16 protein-coding genes are annotated in these 16,341 nt (G+C 70.5%); 14 read left to right on the top strand and 2 right to left on the bottom strand.

Features of this window, described 5'->3' with window-relative positions:
- Positions 1-110 precede the first annotated feature (110 nt).
- From J7U37_RS02855 to J7U37_RS02800, 12 genes are all read left to right on the top strand, one after another.
- Positions 111-665 (top strand): methanogen output domain 1-containing protein, encoded by a 555-nt coding sequence (locus J7U37_RS02855; protein WP_247634762.1) that lies wholly within the window; start codon positions 111-113, stop codon positions 663-665.
- Positions 655-1,836: a sensor histidine kinase gene (locus J7U37_RS02850; protein ID WP_244476952.1), complete on the top strand. Its 1,182-nt coding sequence runs from the start codon at positions 655-657 to the stop codon at positions 1,834-1,836. Before J7U37_RS02855 ends, J7U37_RS02850 begins: the two co-directional genes overlap by 11 nt.
- Positions 1,829-2,503 carry a response regulator transcription factor gene (locus tag J7U37_RS02845; protein WP_247634761.1) on the top strand — a complete coding sequence of 225 codons (675 nt, stop codon included), beginning with the start codon at positions 1,829-1,831 and terminating at the stop codon, positions 2,501-2,503. The genes J7U37_RS02850 and J7U37_RS02845 overlap by 8 nt, the downstream gene beginning before the upstream one ends.
- 432 nt (positions 2,504-2,935) lie before the next feature.
- Positions 2,936-3,424 (top strand): DUF2721 domain-containing protein, encoded by a 489-nt coding sequence (locus J7U37_RS02840; RefSeq protein ID WP_056182172.1) that lies wholly within the window; start codon positions 2,936-2,938, stop codon positions 3,422-3,424.
- A 131-nt stretch (positions 3,425-3,555) separates the two neighbouring features.
- Positions 3,556-4,872, top strand: a complete 1,317-nt coding sequence (locus J7U37_RS02835) for an FAD-binding oxidoreductase (protein ID WP_247634760.1) — start codon at positions 3,556-3,558, stop codon at positions 4,870-4,872.
- A gap of 125 nt (positions 4,873-4,997) precedes the next feature.
- Positions 4,998-6,521 carry a formyl transferase gene (locus J7U37_RS02830; RefSeq protein WP_247634759.1) on the top strand — a complete coding sequence of 508 codons (1,524 nt, stop codon included), beginning with the start codon at positions 4,998-5,000 and terminating at the stop codon, positions 6,519-6,521.
- A 163-nt stretch (positions 6,522-6,684) separates the two neighbouring features.
- Entirely contained in the window at positions 6,685-8,022 is a 1,338-nt protein-coding gene (locus J7U37_RS02825; RefSeq protein ID WP_247634758.1) for an MFS transporter, read from the top strand.
- A gap of 3 nt (positions 8,023-8,025) precedes the next feature.
- Positions 8,026-9,141: a metallophosphoesterase gene (locus tag J7U37_RS02820; protein WP_247634757.1), complete on the top strand. Its 1,116-nt coding sequence runs from the start codon at positions 8,026-8,028 to the stop codon at positions 9,139-9,141.
- Between the two features lie 50 nt (positions 9,142-9,191).
- A complete protein-coding gene (locus J7U37_RS02815) occupies positions 9,192-10,460 on the top strand; it encodes an arsenic transporter (RefSeq protein WP_247634756.1) in 1,269 nt (422 codons plus the stop codon).
- A gap of 57 nt (positions 10,461-10,517) precedes the next feature.
- Positions 10,518-11,447: a DMT family transporter gene (locus J7U37_RS02810; RefSeq protein ID WP_056484718.1), complete on the top strand. Its 930-nt coding sequence runs from the start codon at positions 10,518-10,520 to the stop codon at positions 11,445-11,447.
- 304 nt (positions 11,448-11,751) lie between these two features.
- Entirely contained in the window at positions 11,752-11,976 is a 225-nt protein-coding gene (locus J7U37_RS02805; protein WP_056182194.1) for a hypothetical protein, read from the top strand.
- A gap of 23 nt (positions 11,977-11,999) precedes the next feature.
- Positions 12,000-12,263, top strand: a complete 264-nt coding sequence (locus J7U37_RS02800) for a BrnA antitoxin family protein (protein WP_056182197.1) — start codon at positions 12,000-12,002, stop codon at positions 12,261-12,263.
- A gap of 16 nt (positions 12,264-12,279) precedes the next feature.
- On the opposite strand, the gene J7U37_RS02795 is transcribed toward J7U37_RS02800, so the two are convergent.
- A complete protein-coding gene (locus tag J7U37_RS02795; protein ID WP_056182200.1) occupies positions 12,280-12,762 on the bottom strand; it encodes a YaiI/YqxD family protein in 483 nt (160 codons plus the stop codon).
- Entirely contained in the window at positions 12,759-13,832 is a 1,074-nt protein-coding gene (locus J7U37_RS02790) for an adenylate/guanylate cyclase domain-containing protein (RefSeq protein ID WP_247634755.1), read from the bottom strand. The genes J7U37_RS02795 and J7U37_RS02790 overlap by 4 nt, the downstream gene beginning before the upstream one ends.
- A gap of 272 nt (positions 13,833-14,104) precedes the next feature.
- Here J7U37_RS02790 and J7U37_RS02785 point away from each other — a divergent pair, with 272 nt between their 5' ends.
- Together J7U37_RS02785 and J7U37_RS02780 are read left to right on the top strand one after the other, a co-directional pair.
- On the top strand, positions 14,105-14,944 hold the full coding sequence (locus J7U37_RS02785) for an aldo/keto reductase (protein ID WP_247634754.1): 840 nt from the start codon (positions 14,105-14,107) through the stop codon (positions 14,942-14,944).
- Positions 14,945-15,038: 94 nt separating this feature from the next.
- Positions 15,039-16,334, top strand: coding sequence for a porin (locus J7U37_RS02780; RefSeq protein WP_247634753.1), 1,296 nt, complete (start codon positions 15,039-15,041; stop codon positions 16,332-16,334).
- Positions 16,335-16,341 lie beyond the last annotated feature (7 nt).

Here is a 16,341-nt window from a genome sequence, read left to right as displayed (position 1 = left end):
ATGGCGGGAATGATATCAGGAATCGGTATTTCTACTTATTCCGAATTAGTGATTTCAGTGGTTTCTTGTGCTACTCTCATGACGATAAGGTCAAGGAGGGAGCGCGGCCGATGGGCCCAGAAGCCGTTGGCGTAGCGGACGTCGCACTAGCATCGATCGCCATCGACCGGGAGGATTTCCTCGGCATGGTGTTCGGTGCCTTCACGGACGCCCTGGACGATGCCGTCGGAAGGTCGGAGGCGAGCGGCTTCATCGCCCTAGTGAGCATGGCCGTGTCGGAGGAAATCAAGGCGCGATACCTTCGCGCGTTGGGAACGCCTCGGCTGGATCTCGCCGCCACCGTCGACGCCATGATCGATCTCAAGCGGCGCTTGGGGGGAGACTTCTATGTCATCGAGGCGACACCCCGGCGCATCGTGCTCGGCAACAGGCGCTGCCCGTTCGGCGAGTTGGTGAAGAAGTCCCCCTCGATGTGCATGGTGACCTCGAACGTCTTCGGTCACATGGTTGCGGAGAGCCAAGGCTATGGTCGAATTACGCTTGGTGACACCATCGCCCGCGGCGGCGCCGGCTGCCGGATCGTCATCGACCTCGACCCCGATGCCCCCGACGAGGGAGGACAGGACTACTTCGGACCGGACTATTTCGGACAGGATGCCGCCTAGGTCGGATTTCGAAGTCCTGTTCGAGTTCGTCCCCGCGCCGATGCTCATCGTGCGGCCGAGCGGGGAACTCGAAGCCGCCAACGCCTCCGCGCGCGATGTGTTGGACGGTCTCCGGCTCGGTGACGTCCTGCCCGTCCAGCAAGCCGCCGAGCCGGAGTTGCGCCGTTATCTCGAACGCTGCGCGTCCTGTGCGGCCACGTTGCCGGGCACCCTGTTCCTCCAGGACGACGATGGAAACCTCGAGCGGCATGCCTGCCACGGGGCGCGTGCCCGGCTGGGCGGCTTCCCGGGTCGTCCGCTCGTCATCCTGCACCTCGACGGGGTGGGACTCGGCCGTCGGTTCGGGATTCTCGCCTCGAAGCTCCACGATGCCCGCCGCGTCATGCTGGAGCGGCGGCGGCGCACGCGCGAGATGCAGGCGCTCCTTCGGGAACGCGAGGATCTGCTCGTCCGCCTGGAGGCCGATGCCGCCGCACGCCTGGCGGCCGAACGGGAACGCGACGAGGTGCTGACCCGGCTGTACCGCGCCGGACAGGACGAACGGCGCCGGCTCGCGCGCGACCTCCATGACCATGCCGGCCAGCATCTGGTCGCCCTGAACTTCGGTCTTCGACGCCTCCTGCCCTACCTCTCGGGTGAGGATGGACGCTGCGAACTCAACCGCCTCCTCGATCAGGCCCAGGAGGTGGGACAGGCGCTGCGTCGCGTCACCCTCGAACTGCGACCGGCGGCCCTCGACGAGTTCGGTTTCGTCACCGCCCTGCGCTACCTCGTGGAGGAGTGGAGCCGCACCACGTCGGTTCCGACGGAGCTGCAGGTCAGCGGGGCGGAAATCCCCCTGCCTGCCGAGCACGCCATCACGCTGTATCGCATCACGCAAGAGGCGCTCAACAACGTCGCCAAGCATGCGGGCCTGCCGAGCTACGTTTCCATCGTGCTCCTGTTCGGCGCGGGGCGGCTGACCCTCACGGTCGACGATGACGGCCTGGGATTCGAGGCCGATGCCGCCTCGGTCAATGTCCTGGTGACCCAGGGCAAGCTCGGATTGATCGGGATGCGTGAACGCATGGCCCTCATCGGGGGCGGCCTGGAGATCGAGTCCTCCCCTGGCCAGGGGGCGTCGGTCGTCGCACGGGTGCGGCTCGGAAAGGATGCCTCGGGCCATGAATGACCAACGCCCCATCCGGATCGCGCTCGCGGACGACCATCCCGTGTTCCGGCACGGCGTCGCCGACCTTCTGGCGAACACCGGCGGGATCGAGATCGTCGCGTCCGTGGATACCGGCCTCGACGCGGTGCAGGCGATATCCAGCTTGTCGCCGGACATCGCCATCCTGGACTTCGCGATGCCGGACATGAACGGGGTCGCGGTGATCCGCAAGCTGGTCGAACGGCAATGCCAGACCCGGTCGATCATCCTCAGCGCCTACGAGAGTCGGGTCTATGTCGACCAGGCGTTCGAGGCCGGCGCGGGGGGATACGTCCTGAAGCGCTCGGCCTTCCTCAACATCGTCCAGGCCGTCCGAGCGGTGGTTGCGGGCGGCACCTACGTGGATGCCGCATTGCCGTCGCGCGCTGCCGGCCACAAGGCGCCGATGGCGTGTCAGAGCCACGACGACATGCAGGCTTCGCTGGCCGACCGCGAGAGGGAAATCCTCCGCTTCGTGGCATTCGGCTTCACCAGCAAGGAGATCGCCAGCCACCTCGGTTCCACGCCGAAGACCGTCGAAACCCAAAAGGCTCGGGCATGCGGCCGGCTGGGCATCAACAGCCGCGCCCAGATCGTCCAGTTCGCCATCATGCAGGGATGGCTCCAGGGCTCGATCCCGGTTCGTTGAGGATCGTTGAGGATCGTTGAGGATCGTTGAGGATCGCTGCGACGCCGTCGGAATGGGACGCCGGTGACGTGCGTGACGCCAGGCCCCTGGATGAAGCCGACCGGAGTGCCGGACTATGCCTCTCCGGCTGGCTCCATGATCGCCTCCGGGACCTTGAACGCGTCATCCGCCCGACGACACGTCAGCCTCCCAATACCTCGATGCAGCGAGAGGTTGCCATGAGCCGGCCGCGAGTCGAGCGATCTGGCTAAGCATGAGACAGGCGAAGATATCCCGCTCCGGGCAGCCCGTCTTCCGGGAGGCCGGTCGCGGAGCTGCACGAAGTGCGGCCCGAGGAGCAGCGTAAGCAGCGGAGCATGGGGCCGCGCGCGTGAACACCTCCGCCGGGGCGCCCGTATTCCGGCGCCCGCCGCTTTGGCCTATCAGGCGTCCATGTCCGCCGTTCCCGTTGCTCCCGACGACATCGCCCACGTCATCCAGATCGCCCTCGCGCCGGCCTTCCTGCTGACGGCGCTGGCCACCCTGCTGAACGTCTTCTCGACCCGACTCGGGCGCGTCGCCGACAAGGTCGATGCCGCCGCCGCCGGCCTGCGGGACGCGGATGCGCGCGAGACCGTCCGGCTGACCCGCCAGATGTCGTACCTGCGGCGCCGCTCCTTCGTCCTGGACGCGGCCGTCGTGCTGGCATCGACCGGTGCGGCGATGACCGGCATCGCCGTGCTGACCCTGTATGTCGGGGCGCTGCGCGACGCCGCGACGGCCTCGATCCTGTTCGCCTGTTTCGGCATCGCCCTGGTCTGCACCGTGGCGGCGGTCTGTGCCTTCCTGGTCGAGATCCTGATGGCCGGGCGCGGCATCCGGGACGAGGTCGACCGCCAGCAGGAGCAGGCGGGCGATCCGGGTTCGTCCCGACGCGGCTGATCGGCCCGGGATGCGCCGGGCGGCGGGGCGTCCTGCGCCGAGGCCGTCTCGATCACCGGCCCGGCGCCTGCTAACGCGGTCCGGCGATCGGGCCGCCGGCCCGGACAGGCAGGAATTTCCGGGACCTTTCGATGGCGGTCGAGCAGACGACGAAGGCGGACATCATCGTCATCGGAGGCGGTATGGTCGGGCTCGCCTCGGCGATCGCCCTGCGCGACCGGGGCCTCGACGTCCTGCTGTGCGACCCCGGCGAGGCGCGGGCCAGAACCTCCTACGGCAATGCCGGCGTGGTCAGCCGGGGCTCGATCTTCCCGATGTCGAGCCCGGCGCTCTGGGCCAAGCTGCCGACCTACCTGCGCAACGCCGACCGGGGCCTGCGCCTGCGCCATACTCATGTCGCCCGCGTGCTGCCCTGGACGGCGCATTTCCTGGCCGCCGCCCGGACCTCCGCCTGGGAGCGGGCCGCCGCGGCCCTGGTCCCCCTGACCAGCGCGGCCCTGCCCGAGCATCTCGGCCTGGCCGAGCGGGCCGGGGCCGGCCACCTCATCCGCCGCTGCGGCTGGATCAAGCTCTATCGTACCCCCGAGGCCTTCACCGGCGCCGCCCTGGAGCGTGCGATCCTGGCCCGGCACGGGGTCGCGGTGGACCTGCTCGATGCCGAGGCGGTCCGGGAGGCGGAGCCGGCGCTGATCCGCGCCTACGCGCACGGGATGCTCCTGCCGGAGACCGGCGCCGTCAGCGATCCGGGCGCCCTGATGGAGGCCTATCAACAGCTCTATGCCGACCTCGGCGGCCGAAGCCTGCGGATGGTGACCACCGGCCTGCAGCCGACCGAAGACGGGTGGCAGGTGCGGCACGCCGAGGGCGCGGTGCAGGCGCGCCAGGTGGTGCTCGCGGCCGGAGCCGCCTCCGGCGAGATCGCCCGCGGCCTCGGCTATCGCTTCGCCTTCGCGGCGGAGCGCGGCTACCACACCCATTACGCACTCCATCCGGACAGCCCGGCGCTGACCCGGCCGGTGCTCGACACCGGCGCCGGCTCGATCATCGCCCCGATGGGGGAGGGGCGGGTGCGGGTGCTCTCCGGGGTGGAACTCAATGCCCGCGCGGCGCCGCCCGACTACGTCCAGATCGAGGCCGCCGCGCGGGAGGCGGCCGGGACGCTCCGCCTTGGCGCGAATCTCGACAACCGGCCCTGGATGGGCGCGCGCCCCTCGACCCCCGACGGCCTGCCGGTGATCGGCCCAGCCCCCCGCCATCGCGGCCTGATCTTCGCCTTCGGCCATGGCCATATCGGCCTCTCCACCGGGCCGATCACCGGTCGGCTGGTGGCCGACCTCGCCACCGGGCGCGAACCCGCCATCCCGGTCGCGCCCTTCGCGCCGCAGCGCCTGCTCGGCTGGCCGCGCCGGCGGCCGCCGCAGCCTGACGGTGCCATGGCCCGGCCGTAGCGCGCCTCGACCGTCCGGCCGCTCGCTTCCGGACCTCGCTCGGCCCCGGCGTGGATTGACGGCCCTCGCGCGAGGCCCCATTCCGAGCCAACGCGTCCCTTCCTCGTCCGAGGACACCGGTCTCCATGCGCCTGAGCGTTCGCCTCGACGGGGGCCTGTGCCGCCGTTGGCACCTCCGGCTGATCGAACGCATCCTGCGCCGTCCGGGCCTGTCGGTGTCGCTCGATGCGTCGCCGGGGCCGGGCGCCCTTCCGGCCAACGCCGTACTGCTGTTCCGCCTCGAATCCCTGCTGCGGCGCCTGCCGGGGACCGGGCCGTCCCAGCCCATCCCACGGGCGGGCCTCGACGCCGTCGCCGGCCCGGCCACCGGGGCGCCCGACCTGATCCTCGACCTGTGCGGCGATGCCGAGGCGCCCGCCGGGGTGCCGGTCTGGCGCCTCGCCTATGACGGCGTCTGCGGCGAGGCCGCCCTTCTCGCCGCCCTCCTGGCCGGCACGGCGCCGGTGGTGAGCCTGACCGATGGCGTACGCGTGGTGGCTTCCGGCCGGGTCGGCACCGAGGCGCGCGGCGTCATGCTCACCGCCTTCGAGGATGCCCTCGTGCGCACCACGAGCCTCATCCTGGCCGCCCTCGCGGGATCGGGTCCGTGCCTGTCCCCCGAGGGAGGCCCCATCCGCGCCCCGCCGCCGGCATCCTTCACGGCGCTCGATCTCGCCGCCCGCGCCGTGCGCACCTGCACCCGGATCGCGGGCCGCCGGCTCCAGTCGCTGGTGACCCGGGCGCCGCATTGGCGCGTCGGCTGGCGCGCCCTGTCGGGGCCGGACCTGATCGACCTGCGGGCGCATCCCGCAACCGGCTGGCACACCCTGCCGGATGACGGCTTGCGCTTCTACGCCGATCCGTTTCCGATCGCCGATGCCGCGGGCACGGTGCTGTTCGTCGAGGATTACAGCCACGCCTTGCAGAAGGGCGTGATCTCGGCGGTGCGTTTCGGCCCAGCGGGGCCGCTCGGAACGCCGGTGCCGGTGCTGGAGGCGCGCCATCACCTGTCCTACCCCTTCGTGTTCGCTGCGGCCGGCGCCCACTGGATGGTGCCGGAGAGCGGCGCCACCGGCACCCTCGACCTCTATCGGGCCACCGCGTTTCCGGGCGGCTGGGTCCGGGAGGCGACCCTGATCGCGGGCCTCAACGCCAGTGACCCGACGCTCCTGTGCCACGGCGGGCGCTGGTGGCTGTTCGCCACCGTGCGCGACGACGGCGAGCAGGATGGCCCCTTCGCCGCCTGGGGTTCGTATTCGGACAGCCTGCACCTGTGGTCGGCGCCGGACTTTCGCGGGCCGTGGACGCCGCATCCCCAGAACCCCGTGCTCATCGACATCGCGGCGGCCCGGTCGGCCGGGCGCATCGTCGAACGGAACGGAACCCTGTTCCGGCCGGTGCAGGATTGCCGGTCGAGCTATGGGGAGGCCCTCGGCCTCGCGCGCATCCAGCGGCTCGATGACGACGGCTACGCCCAGAGCGTCGAGATGATCCTGCGCCCCGGCCCGCACTTTCCAGGCACCGGACTGCACACGCTCAACCGCAGCCCGGCCTTCGAATTCATCGATGGCGCCGGCCGCGTCCGTCGGCGCTTCCGGGCGAAACCCTGAGGGTCCGCAAGAATCGCTCGGCCGTTCTGCGGCACGTCATCACGGAGAGTTTAATCCGTCGGCCAGGAACAATGGTTCGAAGCTGCGCTTTGGGCAGCGTCGTCGCGGACCGGGTTCCCCCGTCCGTGTTTCGTCCTGCTCGAACGTCCGGAAGGGCCCCTCCATGGCCGAGACGCCGTCTTCGCACATCTCGACCACGCCCGGGGGCTCCTTGCGGGCGCCCTCGACCGGGGTTCTGCGCGGGCTCGATGCCCTCAATTTCTTCCTCGCCGACGTGCGTGATGGGCTCGGACCCTACCTCGCGATCTACCTGATCGCCGTGCGGGGGCCGGACCAGGGCTGGAACGAGGCCACCACCGGCCTCGTGATGACCATCGCGGGCATCGCCGGCCTGATCGCGCAGACGCCGGCCGGCGCCCTCATCGACCGCACCAATCACAAGCGCGCCATCGTCATCGCGGCGGCCGTCGCGGTCACGCTGTGCTGTCTGGCGCTGCCCTTCATCTCGAATTTCTACGTGGTGGCCGCCACGCAGTCGGTCGCCGGCATCGCCGGGGCGATCTTCCCGCCGGCGCTGGCCGCCATCACCCTTGGGGTCGTCGGCCCGAAACTGTTTGCCAAGCGCATCGGCCGCAACGAGGGTTTCAACCATGCGGGCAACGCCGCCTCGGCGGCGATCGCGGGCGGCACCGCCTATTTCTTCGGCCCGATCGTGGTGTTCTGGCTGATGGCCCTGCTCGCCGTCTGCAGCATCGGCGCCATGCTGATGGTGCCGGCCAAGGCCATCGACGACGATCTCGCCCGGGGCCTCGACCAGACCGAGACGCAGGCGCGCACGGACGGGCAGGAGGAGCCCTCGGGCCTCACGGCCCTTCTGAAGAACCGGTATCTGCTGCTCTTCGCGGTGCTCGCCGCCCTGTTCCACCTGTCGAACGCCGCCATGCTGACCTCGGTGGGACAATTGCTGACCAAGCTGTCCGGCAAGGACAACGCCACCTCCCTGATCGCCATCTGCATCGTGGCCGCGCAGCTGGTGATGGTGCCCGTGGCGGTGTTCGTCGGGGCCAAGGCCGACGCGATCGGGCGCAAGCCGATCTTCCTCGCGGCCTTCGGCGTCCTGGCGGTGCGGGGCGTGCTCTACACCCTGTCGGACAATCCGTTCTATCTCGTCGGCGTCCAGCTTCTCGACGGCATCGGCGCGGGCATCTACGGCGCGCTCTTCCCCGTCATCGTCGCCGACCTGACCCGCGGTACGGGCCGGTTCAACGTCTCGCAGGGGGCGGTCGCCACCGCCCAGAGCCTCGGCGCGGCACTGAGCGCCACGCTCGCCGGCCTGATCATCGTCTCGGCCGGCTATTCCACCGCCTTCCTGGCCCTGGCGGCCATCGCGGCGGCGGGGTTCGCCCTCTACCTCTTCGCGATGCCGGAGACCTACGGCTACGAACCCGGCGCCGCGCGCACCGGCGGCGGTCCGTCGCCGATCCCGTCCCCGGCGGCCTGACCCGTGTCCGCCTCCGACGACATCCTCGCCTTCGCCCATATCGGCGACCTGCACCTCACCGGTGCGGAGGCGGACAATGCCCGGGACTTCGCCGCCATCGTCGACCAGCTCAATGCCGTCGAGGGGCTCGATTTCGTCTACCTGCCCGGCGACAACGCCGACAACGGCACGCCCGAGCAATACGCCCTGGTGCGGACCCAGCTCGACCGGCTGCGCAGGCCGGTCCACGTGATCACCGGCGATCACGACCGCGAGGGCGGCAGCCTCGAGGCCTTCTATGCCGGGCTCGGCACCCCGCGCCTGCCCTATGGCGTCACGGTCTCGGGAACCCGCTGCCTGTTCCTCGACATGTGCGGACCCGGGACGGGCGGCCCCGACTTTCGCCTCGGGCCGGATCAGCTGGCCTGGCTCCGGCGGGCCGTCGCCGCCGCCGAGGCGGAGGGCCGGGATTGCGCCCTGTTCATGCACAGCTATCCGGCCGACCTGACCGATGAGGGGGAAGCCAAGGCGGTGGCCGAATTGGTTCACGCCTCGCGCATCCGCCTCGTGGAGATGGGCCACACCCACTACAACGAGCTCGCCAATGACGGCCGCACCATCTACGCGGCCACCCGCTCGACGGGACAGATCGAAGAGGGACCGGTCGGCTATACGATCGCGGCGATCGACCGGGGCGTGGTGTGCTGGCGCTTCAAGGAACTCGCCGCAGGTTGGCCCTTCGTGGTGATCACTGCGCCGGCCGACCGGCGCCTCGCCCATGCCGAGGACCACATCGTCGCGGGACCGACCGAGATCCGCGCCCTGGTGCTCGGCGCGAACCGGGTCGCGGTCTGCGAGTTCAGCCTCGACGGCGGCCCCTGGCGTCCGATGAAGCGCGGCGACGGCGAGCGCCGCTTCCGCGCGACCGTCGATTGGCCCGCCGGCGGAAGCCGCCTGACCGTCCGCGCCCAGGATGCCGAGGGCGGCGTCGGCGAGGACCGCATCGAGCCGGCGGGCGATGCCGCCGCCCTGGTCCGCTCGAAAGGGCTCGGCAGCGACGCCGATTCCGTCGGCGCTTGGCCCGACCGGGGAATTCTCGGAACCCAGCTCGGCCCGAACCGCAACGGGCGCCACTGGTGACGCGCGCCCGGCGCGCTTGAACGCTTCTCTCTCAAGGACGTCGAATCCCGATGGGTGCGCTGACGCTGACCCCGAACCTTGCCACCTGGGCCATCGCCGGCCTGGCCACCCTCGGGGTGATCACCCGGCCGTTCTCCTGGCCGGAGGCGGTCTGGGCCGTCCTCGGGGCGGCCGCCCTGGTGCTGTTCGGCCTGATGCCCGCCGGGACCGCCTGGGAGGGCGTCCTCAAGGGCACCGACGTCTACCTCTTCCTCGTCGGCATGATGCTGATGTCGGAGGTGGCCCGGAAGGAGGGGCTGTTCGACTGGCTCGCCGGCATCGCGGTGCGGGCGGCCAAGGGCTCGGCCACCCGGCTGTTCACCCTGATCTACATCGTCGGCACGGTCGTGACGGTGTTCCTCTCGAACGATGCCTGCGCGGTGGTGCTGACCCCGGCGGTCTACGCCGCCACCAAGGCCGCCAAGGTCGAGAACCCGCTGCCCTACCTGCTGATCTGCGCCTTCATCGCCAATGCGGCGAGCTTCGTTCTGCCCATCTCGAACCCCGCCAACCTGGTGGTCTTCGCCGAGCACATGCCGCCGCTGACGCAGTGGCTGGCGATGTTCGCGCTGCCCTCGGCGCTGGCCATCGTCGCCACCTACGTGACCCTTCGGCTGACCCAGAACGCCGCCCTACGCACCCAGCAGGTCGCGACGGATGTCGCGGCCGTGCCCCTGTCGCGGACCGGCCTCGTCGCCGGCCTCGGCATCGTGGCGACCGGCGGCGTGCTCATCGGCGCCTCCGCCCTCGGGCTCGACCTCGGCCTGCCGACCTTCGTGGCCGGCGGCCTGACCACCGCGGCGGTGCTGCTGATGAAGCGCGGCGGTCTCGTGGAGGTCGCCAGGGACGTGTCCTGGAGCGTGCTGCCCCTGGTGGCCGGCCTGTTCGTGCTGGTCGAGGCGCTCGAGACCACCGGCGTCCTGAAGATGATCGCCGATGCGCTGAAGCAGGCCGCCTCGGCCGCGCCCACCGAGACCGCCTGGGGCGCCGGCACCCTGATCGCGGTGCTGTGCAACCTCGTCAACAACCTGCCCGCTGGCCTGATCGCCGGTGCCGCGGTGCAGACCGCCCACGTGCCCGACACGGTGGCGGGCGCGGTGCTGATCGGCGTCGATATTGGCCCGAACCTGTCGGTGACCGGCTCGCTCGCCACCATCCTGTGGCTGACCGCGATCCGCCGCGAGGGCCAGGATGTCGGCTTCTGGCGCTTTTTCAAGCTCGGCCTGCTGGTGATGCCGCCGGCCCTGCTGCTGGCGCTCGCCGGGCTGCTCCTCGTCTGACTCCCTGTCGTCCGATCCATCCTCGTCCGACCCGCGCTATCCAGCCCAAGGCTCCCCGTGAACGCCGCCCTGCTCTATCCCTTCATTCTCGTCGCCGGCATCCTGCAGGCGCTCGGCAATTCGATGAACGCGCAGCTGCGCGGCCGGCTCGTGAACCCCTGGCTCGCCGCCTCGGTCTCGTTCCTGCCCATCGTCTTCGTGTTCGCCACCCTGTTCCTGGTGATGCCGACGCCGCTCCCCACCCTGGAGAGCTTGGGCAGGATGCCCTGGTATGCGCCGCTCGGGGGTGTCGCCGGTGCGGTGGCGGTGTTCGGCGGCCTCGCCTTCATCGACAAGGTCGGGGCCGGGCCCTTCAACGGGTTGACGCTGACCGCCAACATCCTGGCCTCGCTGGCGATGGATGCGTTCGGCCTGTTCGGGCTCCAGGGCGGCGGCTTCAAGCCGATGCCCTGGCTCGGCGGGCTGCTGATGGCCATCGGGGTGTTCTTCATCGCCCGCACCACCGCCGACAAGGGCGGCGCGAAGGGCGAAGGCCATGGCCTCAATCCGAAGCTGCTCTACCCGTTCATCGTGGTTGCGGGCATCCTCCAGGCCGTCGGCGTGGTGTGGAACGCGCAGCTGCGCGGCGCCCTCGTGAACCCCTGGCTGGCCGCCACCGTCTCGTTCCTGCCGGTCGTGTTCGTGTTCGTGCTGGTGTTCCTCCTGCGCCCGACGCCCCTGCCCACGAAGACGGACGTCGCGGGCGTGCGCTGGTGGATGCCGCTCGCCGGCATCACCGGTGCCGTGGCGGTGTTCGGCGGCCTGCTGTTCGTCGACAAGGTCGGGGCCGGCGCCTTCAACGGGCTGCTGATCACCGCCAACCTGCTGACCTCGGTGGCCCTCGACCATTTCGGCTGGGTCGGCATGAAGCAAGTCAAGGCTGGCCCGGCTCGCCTCGGCGGCGCCGCCCTCATGGTTGCGGGCATCGTCCTCATCTCTGTGTTCTGAGGCCCGCCTGCGTATTCCCAAGCGCGAAGCTTGAGGACAAACGGTTGCACCCACCGGGTAACGTTGGCCTTTTCGGCCCCCGCCGTGCTAAAGCTTCGACGATCCCGCCCGGAGCCGATCCGCGTCAAGGGTGTGTGGACTGCCTCTCGTGCCGCCCGATCGCCGTTTCCGGCGTCATCCGGCGCGCGTCACGACCCCATCGGTCACCGGACCTCGGCGCGTCGAGCCGCCCACGCGGCCGCGCCGTCCGACAGTCAGGACGCTGCGCTGCGCGCGTGCGGGAGGGTTCAAGGATAGGAATGCAATGAGCGACGAGACCGACGCCCGGACCCGATCCGAGGAGCGTGCCGAGCGTGCCGAGCGGATGGCCAAGGAAGGCGCCCAGGCCATGGCCGAGCACATCGCTTCGGTGAAGGCCGTGGACGAGCGGACGGTGAAGCTGCGTGCCCTGCGTCTCGCCAAGGAAGCGGCCGAGGCCGAGGCGAAGGCCGCGGCTCCGCCGGCCGCCCCCAAGCGCAAGCGCTCCTGACACGATCCGGCGGAGAAGAAGCCATGGCATTCGATCGCTCTCGTCGCCCGAGCGACCCGCGACAGGCCGCGGAGGCGGCCTTCAAGGCCGCGACCACCAAGCCACCCGAGGTCGCCAAGCCGGCCGCCGTGGCGCCCGTCGCCGGCGTCGCGAGCGCTGCTGTGCCGGGTGCCCGCGAGATGGTGAGCCTGCGCCTCGATCGGGCGGTGCTGGAGCATTTCCAAAAGGACGGCCCGGGCTGGCAGGATCGGATCAACGCGGCCCTGAAGAGCGCCGCCGGCCTGTAGCCGACGCCAAGCCGGCTCAGCCGAACCCGCCCCGCTTGAGCCGCATCACCGTGCGGTCGAGGACGCCGAGGAATGCGGAGCGGTCACGGGCCGAGAACGGCTTCGGGCCGCCGGTGATCGCCCCGGCCTCGCGCAGGTCCTGCATCAGGTTGCGGGTGGCCAGCGCCATGCCGATTCCGCTCTCGCTGAACGGCTTGCCGTTGGGGCCGATCACCTCCGCCCCCGCCTTCACGCAGCGGCTGGCCAGCGGGACGTCCGCGGTGATCACGATGGCCCCCGGCCGCGCCCGCTCGGCGATCCAATCGTCGGCGGCATCGAAGCCGTCGCTGACCACCACCCGCTCGATCCAGGGTTCCCGCGGCAGGGCCATGAAGCTGTTGGCCACCACGAACACGTGGAGCCCGTAGCGGCCGGCGACCCGATAGGTCTCGTCCTTCACCGGGCAGGCATCCGCATCGATGTAGACCACGATCGGGTTGGGCGGGGCGGCGTCGGTCATTGGGCGGCGACGCTCTGGGCGAAGGGCGTTTCGTCCAACATCGCGACCGCTGCCGGCACCCGCTCCAGGGTCGAGACGCTGAGCGGTTGTCCACGCCCGCGCAGGGCATGGGCCCCGAGGGACCGGGCGCGGATGCCCTCGGGCAGGCGGGTGATCCGGGCCAGAAGGTCGTCGGAGACGAGGATCTCGGTGGCGAGGGGGCGACACAGGGATTCGATCCGCGCGGTCACGTTCACGGCGTCGCCGAAATACGCGATCTTGTGTCGGTCGACCCCGACTTCCGCCGTGACGATCGAGCCGCCGTGCAGGGCCGCGCGCAGGCGCGGCACGGTGCCGAACCGCGCCATCCAGGCCTCGGATTCGGCTTCGAGGCGATCCATCACGTCGAACACGCAGGCGACGCAGCGCGCGTCCTTCAGGCCACGGGCCATGGGCCAGGTGATCATCGCCATGTCGCCGATATAATCGTCGATGGAGCCCGAATTGCGCCGCACCGGTTCCGCGAGCGCGGCGAAGACCGCGCCCAGATAGGCCTGGGCCTTCAGGTCGCCATGGGTCTCGGCGAAGGCCGTCGACCCGACGACGTCGAGGAACAGGAATATCCGCTCCTCGCGCACCGGCTGGTGATAGCGCCCGACGAGGAAGTTCACGAACACCTCGCCGCCGATGAGGTCGCGCATGCGGATGACGAAGACCAGCATCGCCGAGACCGCGAGGCAGTAGGCCAGCACCCGCGGGGTGATCCGCACCGCGTGGCTGAGGTCGTCGTCGGTCAGCCCGAGAGCCCAGACCAGAAGTCCGCCCAGGGCCATGCCGGCGGCGATCATCAGCACGTAGGCGAGTTCGGCCGCCGGAACGTAGAGCTTGGCCGGCATCCGGCGCATTCGCGCTTGGAGCCCGCCGAGAATCATGCCCCGGTCGAAGGCCAGGGTCGTGCCGCCGACCGCCAGACCGTAGATCATGCCGGCGAGCGGCGTGGCGCCGCCGGCGAAGAGCACGTTGTAGAGGAGGCCGGCCCCGCCGCAGGCGATGAGGATGAGGAGCCAGAACCAGCGGTGCTGCGGCAGCATCAGCGGCGTCCCCCGTGCGGCGCCCCGGCACGGTCCGGCGGCGGCGATCCGGCGGGAATGGGGGAGGGAGCAGCGCTGCGCAACGGATGTACCCCTTCGGGGATGGGTCCGCCGGCGGCGCAGCCCCTTGGCGCGCCGAGCTTCGAACCGCGTTCTGATCACCGTCGCATGATGGCGCGAGTAAGGCCAAGGTGGCGCACCCCGTCGGAACGGGGACCGGTGTGGCCTCCGCGCGTTGGTAGGGGGACCCAACAGGACGGGAGTGGACGGGCATGCGCAGCAGAACCTTCGGCGGAACGGCACGCGCGGTCCCGGTGGTCGGGCAGGGCACGTGGCACCTCGACCAGGCCGATCCCGCCGCCGCCATCGCCACCCTGCGGGCCGGGCTCAAGGCCGGCATGACCCACATCGACACCGCCGAGATGTACGGCGAGGCCGAGCCCCTGGTGGGCGCGGCGATCGCGGGCCGGCGCGACGCGGTGTTCCTCGTCTCCAAGGTGGTGCCGGGCAATGCCAGCCGCGCGGGCGTGGTCGCCGCCTGCGAGCGCTCGCTGAAGCGTCTCGGCACCGACCGCCTCGACGCCTACCTGCTGCACTGGCCGGGCCGGCACCCGCTGGCGGAGACCATCGCGGGCTTCGACGCCCTGCGCCAAGCCGGCAAGATCCTGTCCTGGGGCGTGAGCAACTTCGATGTCGCCGATCTCGACGCCGCCCTGGCCATCGCCGGGCCGGGGCAGATCGCCTGCAACCAGGTGCTCTATCACCTGCAGGAGCGCGCCATCGAGCACGCGGTCCTGCCCTGGTGCCAGCGCAACGGAGTCGCGCTGGTGGGCTACTCGCCCTTCGGCAGCGGCGACTTTCCGGACCCTCGCAGTCCCGGCGGCCGCGTGCTCGCCCGCATCGCCGAGGCGCACGGCACCACCTCGCGCGCGGTCGCGGTCGCGTTCCTCACACGGGCCGAGGGCAGTTTCACCATTCCGAAGACGGCGCGGCCGGAGCGGGCGCGGGAGAACGCGGCGGCCGGGGCGATCACCCTGTCGCCGGAGGATCTCGCGGCGCTGGACGCGGCTTTTCCGCGTGGCCCGCGTCCGCGTAGCCTGCCGATGCTGTAATCCGTCGGGTGAACCCATGGCCTATGGCCAAGGTTAAAACGGGCGGACCGTCCGCGCTGGAGGGCGGCGCCGGTCGATGCAGGGAGTGCGAGCGATGGCGCGTTGGCTGGGTCCGACCGGTCTTGGGCCGTACAATCTTGGATTGTTCGGGCTTGGGCTGTGCTGCCTAGCCGGTGCGCCCGCTGCGGCCGAGGAGGCCCGAGTGCAGACGCGCAATGCGTACCAGCCCAACGGCGAGACCCTGACGATCGACGAGAAGGGCATCACCCTGACCTTCCCGGACGATGTCGCCAAGCTGCGCATCGGCGGCAAGCTGCAGCTCGATTTCGGGGTCGCGGGAATCCGCCAAGCCGGGTTTCCCGAGCCGTTCCCAGAGAACTTCGCCGTGCGGCGCTCGTGGATCGAGAGCTATCTGACCCTCGGCAAGAGCCTGGAACTCGCCTTCCAATACGATTTCGCCGACCCGATGCGGCCGATCAACGATGCGGCCGCCGCCTATACGGGCTTCGAGAACACCCTGCTGACCGTCGGCAACATGAAGGAGCCCTTCAGCCTCGATCAGCTCACCAGCGACAACAACACCCTGTTCACCGAGCGCTCGCTGGCCGATGCCTTCGCGCCCGCCCGCAACTTCGGCTTCGCCGTCGGCCGGCACGGCGAGGACTGGACGGTGGTCGCCAGCGTCTTCGGCGGTAACGCCAACACGGGCGTCACTCGCGAGGGCGTCGCCGCCACGGCACGCGCCACTTATGCGGTCATCCACGAGGAGAACCGCGTGCTGCATCTCGGCCTCGCCGGCAGCGTGCGCGACCTGCCCCGCGACGGGTCCGGGCTGGCCCTGTCGAGCCGCTCCGAAGCCTTCCTGTTCCAGCGCACCTTCGTCGATACCGGTGACATCCGCGATGCGTCGGGGGTGCGCCGGATCGGGCTGGAGGCGGCCTATCGCGACGGGCCGTTCCTGGTCCAGGCCGAGTACATCCGCACGGATGTCGACCGCTTCGGCGGGGCGCCGTCGGCCGGCTTCCAGGGCGGCTACATCCAGGCCAGCGTCGTTCTCAACGGCAAGGGCCGGGCCTACAAGCTCGCCCCCGATTACGGCACCACCTATGCGATCTTCTCAGGGGTGCAGGTGCCGGAAGCCGACCGGGTCTCGCGGGGCGGGATCGGGGTATTCGAACTCGGCACCCGCTTCAGCGCCATCGACCTCGACGATGCCGGAATCCGCGGCGGCATCGAGCGCGACGTCACGGTGGGGCTGAACTGGTATCCCGACCGCAACATCCGGATCGTGGCGGATTACGTCCGCTCCCATACCAGCCCCTCCGCCGTCCAGGGCGGTCGCACCCTCGACGCGGACACCTTCATCGGCCGGTTCCAGCTCTACTGGTGAAGCGCAG

The sequence above is a fragment of the Methylobacterium sp. 37f genome, assembly GCF_023093475.1.
Lineage (GTDB): Bacteria > Pseudomonadota > Alphaproteobacteria > Rhizobiales > Beijerinckiaceae > Methylobacterium.
Note: the sequence above shows the minus strand (reverse complement) of the source record. Positions and strands in the feature narration are given on the sequence as shown.